This window comes from Methanobrevibacter thaueri, assembly GCF_015062915.1.
GTDB classification, from domain to species: Archaea; Methanobacteriota; Methanobacteria; order Methanobacteriales; family Methanobacteriaceae; genus Methanocatella; species Methanocatella thaueri_B.
Genome location: NZ_SUTJ01000010.1, coordinates 48,776 through 55,966, shown reverse-complemented (window position 1 = coordinate 55,966; position 7,191 = coordinate 48,776). Strand labels below are relative to the sequence as shown.

At 24.8% G+C, this 7,191-nt stretch carries 5 protein-coding genes; 4 read left to right on the top strand and 1 reads right to left on the bottom strand.

Annotated features, from left to right (window positions below; translation table 11 throughout):
- Nucleotides 1–430 (bottom strand): Eco57I restriction-modification methylase domain-containing protein (locus E7Z78_RS07430; protein ID WP_303724531.1); only part of this gene is annotated, 430 nt, incomplete at its 3' end.
- Nucleotides 431–484: 54 nt separating this feature from the next.
- On the opposite strand from E7Z78_RS07430, the gene E7Z78_RS07425 reads away from it, so the two are divergent.
- The 4 genes from E7Z78_RS07425 (at nt 485) to E7Z78_RS07410 (ending at nt 7,187) form a co-directional block, all read left to right on the top strand.
- Nucleotides 485–1,471, top strand: coding sequence for a site-specific integrase (locus E7Z78_RS07425; RefSeq protein ID WP_303724530.1), 987 nt, complete (start codon nt 485–487; stop codon nt 1,469–1,471).
- 38 nt (nt 1,472–1,509) lie between these two features.
- Nucleotides 1,510–3,996 (top strand): AAA family ATPase, encoded by a 2,487-nt coding sequence (locus E7Z78_RS07420; protein WP_303724529.1) that lies wholly within the window; start codon nt 1,510–1,512, stop codon nt 3,994–3,996.
- A 105-nt stretch (nt 3,997–4,101) separates the two neighbouring features.
- Nucleotides 4,102–5,373 carry an LlaJI family restriction endonuclease gene (locus E7Z78_RS07415; protein WP_303724528.1) on the top strand — a complete coding sequence of 424 codons (1,272 nt, stop codon included), beginning with the start codon at nt 4,102–4,104 and terminating at the stop codon, nt 5,371–5,373.
- A 305-nt stretch (nt 5,374–5,678) separates the two neighbouring features.
- A complete protein-coding gene (locus E7Z78_RS07410) occupies nt 5,679–7,187 on the top strand; it encodes an AAA family ATPase (RefSeq protein ID WP_303724527.1) in 1,509 nt (502 codons plus the stop codon).
- Nucleotides 7,188–7,191: the final 4 nt, after the last annotated feature.

The window sequence follows — 7,191 nt, the reverse complement described above, 5'->3', positions numbered from 1 at the left end:
CTTTATTATTAGAATCTTCTTTAATCAGTCTATTTTTTGTTTCTTCATCAATTATGAAAGCTTTATTAAAACCTGTTAAAACACCTCTATTGATTTTAACATCTAAATCCTTTAAAGGAATTCCTAAACTTAGAATTTTATCTCTTAAATTAAGCACTTCTGGACTTTTAAATGTGAAACTATTTTTATTAAGTAATTTTTGTTTCAAATAATAATTATTATCAACATAAATTTCATTATCATTTTTAAAATCTTTTTTGATTTGAATCACACATGTATCTACAGATGCTTCCTTAAAAACTTTAACTCCTGTAAAATCATAGTAAATTTTCAATTGATTTTCTAAAATTAATTTCCTTAATTTTTCACCATATTTTGCTTTTGCAAATTTGTTAGAACAAATAAAAGCAAAAATACCTTTTTCTTTCAATACATTCAAACCTTTCTCAAAGAAATATTATTTATGAATTATTATTATGTTATCATGATTGCTCAAGATATAAAATTATTAGATGAAATATCACAAACTAGAAATTTGGCTTTTAAAACAAAACAAAGTTATAAAAATGCTTTAAAATTATATGTTTCTTTACAAAATAAATCGTTTATAGATTTATTAAAAGAAGCAGATATTGAAGAAGAAATGGGAGTTCGTTGGAAAAATAGGAAACTAAAATATAGATTAATTAATTTCAGATTGTTTCTTCAAAAGAATTATCTTGTGACTACCTCAAAAGTTTATTTTCAAAGAATTTTAACTCTATATAGACATTTTGAAATTGAAATTCATGATCTGCCTCCTACTAGTAATAAATCTGTAAAAATGTCAAAACCAATTACTTTTCAAGATCTTCCAACTAAAAAAATTATTAGAGATGCTGTTGAAATAGCAAATCCTATAATGAAGGCAATAATTCTTTTTATTTCTAGTAGTGGTTGTGCTAGAAGAGAAACATTGAATTTAACTGTTGGGGATTTTATTGATGCAACCTATGAATATCATAGAACAGATAATATTAAAGAAGCATTGGATTCTTTAAAAGAATTAGATTTTATAATTCCAATTTTTAAAATTAGAAGACAAAAAACCAATAAATTTTATTTCACTTTTTGTTCTCATGAGGCTTCAAAATTTATTGTAGATTACTTAATTAATTTAGATTATGAATTAACTCTTGAGGATAAACTTTTTAATTTGAATTTGTATTATTGGAATAAGTATTTCAATAACATTAACACGCAATTAAATTTAGGTAAAGTTGGTGAATATAATAAATTTAGAAGCCACATGCTTAGGAAATTTCATGCATCTTCATTATATAATGTTAATGGAGGATTAACATTATCTGAAATCGATGCTCTTCAAGGAAGGGGTAAAAATAGTACTCATGCTTCTTATTTTATGGAGAATCCTCAAAATCTTAAAGAGAAATATATTAATTCTTTAAAAGCAATAACTATTTTTAGTTAAGAATAGTTTATTTTTCATGAGTTGATATAATGACAAAAATGTGGATGGTTAGATCTGGTTATGAATCATTTTTAATAGATGATTTTTTAGAAAATAATCTAGTTGCAATTGGTTGGGATGTTGGAGATTTAACAGGTAAATCACAAGAGGATATAAAAAGTTTAATTAGAAAAAAAATTAAGAATAAATCAAAGAGTATTAGTGCATCATCACAGCTAAATAGATTTATTTTTGATATAAATATTGGAGATTATGTTATTTCACATAATTATGGAGATAAAACTTATTATTTAGGTAAGATTATTTCTGATTATGAATATTCAGATATAATTACTAAAGTTGATAAATTTGGTGATCATTATTGGGATGTTCGAAAAGTCGAGTGGTTAGCTGAAATTCCAAAAACTAAACTTAAAAAATCTACTCAAGGAACTTTAAATACTTCTATAACAGTTTTTCATATTAATGAAAATGCAAAAAATGATATTTTAAATAATTATCACGAAACTTATAGTGCTAATGGAAAAATTTGGTCGATGAATATTTCAAAAAATAAAGATTATGATGAAGCTTGGAGGCTTTTTAAAGAAAAATCATGTGTAAGTATTGATTATTTCTTGAATAATAAAGAAGAAGATTATAGTAATTTTTCATCAACCGATGAGCTTAGAAAATATTTAAATGATGAAAAATCTATTCAACCTGAATTAATTAATCGATTTGTTAATAAAATCGATAAAGGAGATATTTTTATAGCTCATAAAGGTAAATCTACTTTAGCGGGTGTTGGAATTATTTCAAGTGATTATATTTATCAACAAAATGATGATTTAAAACATATTAGAAAAATTGATTGGATTTACACTCCTGATAATATGGAACTTAAAAAGGGTTCTTTTTTCAAAACAAATAATATTGTTAGATTAGATGAATTATATTCAAAATTTGTTAATGAAATATTTGCAAGAATTGCGGGTAAAGATGAAAATGTGAGAAATAATCTTTTTAATTACCTTTTTAACCAATATTTTGATAATTATCATTCCACAGATGAAGGAGAATGGCATTTTAATGAATATTCTATTGAAAGAGAACATATTCAAAAATATTGGAATATTATTAAAGAAAAAGATTCAAAAAATGAATTTTTTGCAGATATTATTTGGGATGAAATTTTTGGACGAGATGTGGGTATTATACATGTTGGGGCTAAAAATTTACGTAACATGATTCAAAAAAGTTATGGATTTAATGATCAGGAAATGAATGAGTCTGCAATCTTATTTTATAATACTATAACTGACATGTTAAAGCATACAGGTTCGGAAGATGAGCAAAAAAGAATACTTGAACACTATTCACAAAATAAATTAAGTAAAGGCATAAGTTTAGGTCGTTTTACTCCAGTATTATTTTATTTAAATGATTTTTATGCTCCAATGAATAATAAAACTTTAAAAACTTTTAGATTTTTATCTTTAGTATTGGGTAGTGAAGAAGAATTATCAAATAATCTTGATGATTATACTGAAAATAATTTTAAATATAAAAAATTATTAAAAGAATTATCTAACTCATTTGCTTTTGATAAATTTGATATTTCGGATGTAAAAACTTTTGATGAATTTAGTCATTGGGTATGTGCTGTTGATGATTATCTTTGGTCAAAAAAAGTTAAAATGTTGCCCGTAAGTTTGTTAAGGTATGAAGTAAAAACTAAATTCGAATCAAATAAAAAACGTAATAAAATTTACTTTGGAGCTCCTGGAACTGGAAAATCTTATAATTTAAATCAAGATAAAGATAACTTATTAAAAGATTTCCCAGAAAACTATGAAAGAGTAACCTTCCATCCAGATTACTCTTATGCAAACTTTGTTGGAACTTATAAACCTGTCCCAGAAGGTACTTCAATTACTTATAAGTATGTTCCAGGACCGTTTATGAGAATTCTTAAAAAGGCAGTTAATAATCCAAGTGAGCCTTATATTTTAATCATTGAAGAAATTAATAGGGCTAATGTTGCAGCTGTTTTTGGAGATGTCTTCCAATTATTAGATAGGAATGAGGATTATGAATCTGAATATTCAATTGAAGCTTCAGAAGACATGAAAACATATATACACAAATCAAAAATTAGTCTACCATCAAATTTATTCATTTGGGCAACAATGAACTCTGCAGATCAAGGTGTTTTCCCAATGGATACTGCATTTAAACGTAGGTGGGATTTTAAATATTTCAGTATAAACAATAATGAAAATAAAATTGAAAACACACATGTCAATATCAACAACAAAGTGCTAAAATGGAACGACCTCAGAAAACAAATAAATCTTGAATTATTATCATACAAACTCAATGAAGATAAACTACTTGGACCTTTCTTTGCATTTAATCAATTCATGAATGAAGAAATACCTAAAGAAACTTTCAAAGATATATTCAAAAACAAAATAATTATGTATTTGTTCGAAGATGCTGCTCGCTCAAGAAGAAATGAATTATTTAGAGGGGGCTTGTAATATTAAAGACACAAAAAATATCACCTACTCTGAAATTTGTGAGTTAATCGATGAAGATGAAATACTAGAAATTTTCCCTGATAGCTTCCAGGATGATGAAGAGTAATGAAGGAAATATTTATTAAAGAGTTAGAAGAATATTCTAGGGAATATATTCTTCAATTAATGAAAAAAGATTCATTTAACAAACTCCTAGAGTATGAAATCATCAAAAGAGATAATAATATTTTCAAATTTAATTTCGTAGGAGTGATAATAGTTGATAATTACATAATTAATTGTTATCCTAAATATATTCCTAATGAAGATAACATTGAAAAGGATTTCAAACAGATTATAAAAGTTATTAAAAAATATAAAAACCTTAATGATGATTTCAGTTGGGAAAATGAAAATTTAGATGACGTTTCATTTAATAAGTTATCTATGATGATTTTCTTTTTAGAAGATTACTATCAAAATGGAATATACACCAAAATTCAGAATATTCGAGAAATTAATGGAAGTGGTGAAATTGACTGGGATAGAACAATAAATAATATTGATCCTATCATAAAAGATAATAAACCATATTATGGGGAATTATACACCAAGTACAATATCAATGATTTATATAATTATTTTAGAATGCTTCATGAATACATTATTACTGAATGCTCAAAAATCCTTGATGAAGCTGGTTTAATTGAATTATTTGATTTAACTCCAATTGAATTATCTGATAAATCTTTGTTTGATTTTGGCCAAAAAGAAGTTATTCTGGAAAAGCTGGAAAAACAATTAAAAGTTGAGTTTAACTCCCACAAACAAAAACTTCTAAAATCAATGCATGCATATATTTCTAATAAAAATTCATTTACAAATGAAGACTTTTTGACAATCTATGGAACAAGCACTTATCATGTAATTTGGGAAGAAATGTGTAGGAAAGTATTTGGAAATAAATTAAATAAACTTAAAAATGTTATTAAAAAACCAGTTTGGTATTTAGATGAGGGAACCTTTCAAGTTGACACTTTCAGGCCCGATTTGATAACTTTTTGGAGAAATTATTTTATTATTTTAGATGCTAAGTATTATAAATTAAAAATAACTTCTAAACTTGAAAAACAACCGGGATTAAGTGATGTAACAAAACAATATTTATATCAACTTGCTTTTAAAGATTTTATTGAGAAAAATGAATTTAAAGGAGTTAAAAATGCATTTTTACTTCCAAAATACAATGGAAAAGTTGAAAATAAAGGATATGTTGAAATAGGAATATTACATGATTTGGGATTGGAAAATATTCAAATAGTGATGCTTCCAGCGGGAGAGATAAATAAATTATATTTAGATAATAAGAAAATAAATATTTCTAGGTTAAATCTTTAGTTTAGCTATAATAAACACAATTTTAATATACATTTAATTTTAGTATTATTAATAATTTATTCTCAATTAGTGATTAAAATGCAATTTAAAAAATATTCTGAAGGGAAATTAGATTTTATTTCAGTTAATGTAGATATGAAAAAAGGTGATAAATCAAAACAGATCTTTATTGAAAAATTAAATAATTTGTAGTAACCTTGTTGTAATATTAAAATATTTTAAATAAGTTGTTTTAATCGAGTAATTGATATTTAATTAATGAAGATTCTCATAATTAATTAAAAAAACATGCAAATGGTGATTTTATGGAAAAATTAGTAATGGAAATTAATGATTATAACTCAATTGAAAATGCTGAAATTGAAATAAACAAAATCAATGTAATTGGTGGAGTAAATGGTAGTGGTAAATCTACAGCAAGTAAAATTTTATATTCTTTTTTAAAGGGAAATTCTATTAAACGAAGAGAATATGCTCTTCAACATGTAGCAGATGATATTAATAGAATTATAGATAATTTAGATTATGAAGGTAATGATTATAATCTTCCCGAACATCTTAATTTTGAAGATGAAGATACAGTTTTTATTGAAAAATATAATGCAATGTTGGAAATATCTAAAAAACATGATGAATTGGCTAAAGTTAAAATCAAAGAGTTAGGTGATGAAATCACACGATTTATTGATGAAACTTCTCAAAAATTAATTGAAATGGGAATTAGTTTAGAGGGGTTGGAATTAAGTGATGATATTTCAAGTAATGCTATTGATTTTGAATATTTTCTCTCTCAACTTGATTCTTATGATTTTACTGATGAAGAGTATACAATTAGTGAGTTAAACAATGAATATATGTATTTTTATAATTTTAATAATATTCACTTTTTATGTTCACTTGATAATAATATAATGAATTATCTTTTCATAGAAGATTCTTATAAATTAAGTACAGCTAGTGAAATGTACATCCATAAAAAGGAATATCTTAGAGATATTAATTTCGAACACGCTAGATTTTATATAAAGTCTTCTGATACAAAATATGATCCATATAGCTACTTTAATATGACTGATTTAATAAATAGTGTGTATTATGTTGACAATGTGTCTATTTTAGATTTACTGATTCCCGATGATTTTTTCTCTAAACAATTATTCCACATGACTGAGATAATTGAGGATTTATTTGAAGTTGATGAGGATATTGAGCTTGAAGATGATGTTAAAATCATTTTAGATAAAATTGAGAAAATCATTAAAGGAAAATATAAAAAGAATAGGCCTGTTTTTGAATCTAATAAAATTGATAAAAATGATTTTAGAAAATATATTAATTTGGATGATTTAGAAGATAATTCTTTTTTAAGAAAAATTTATGAACAGAGGTCCCGTGTAAATACATATAATTTCAATACTCCTTCTGGAATTAAACAAATTGGTGTAATTCAATTGTTATTACTCAATAATAAACTCAAAAAAGGAGGGTATTTGATAATTGATGAGCCTGAGGTTAACCTTCATCCTGAATGGCAAATTAAATTTGCAGAAATTTTAGTACTAATCGCAAAGGAATTAAACATCACATTATACCTGAACTCCCATAGTCCAATGTTTATTGAGGCAATGTCTCTTTACACCCAATATTATGATTTAATTGAGGATACTAATGTTTATCTCACACAGGAAGTTGCTGATGATAAATATATCTTCAAAAAAATTGATTCCAAGAATATGGGCGAAGTTTATGAAAACTTAACAAAACCATATGATGAACTAGATAAACTCAAAGCTAAAATTATTTTTAAGGAGTAATTTC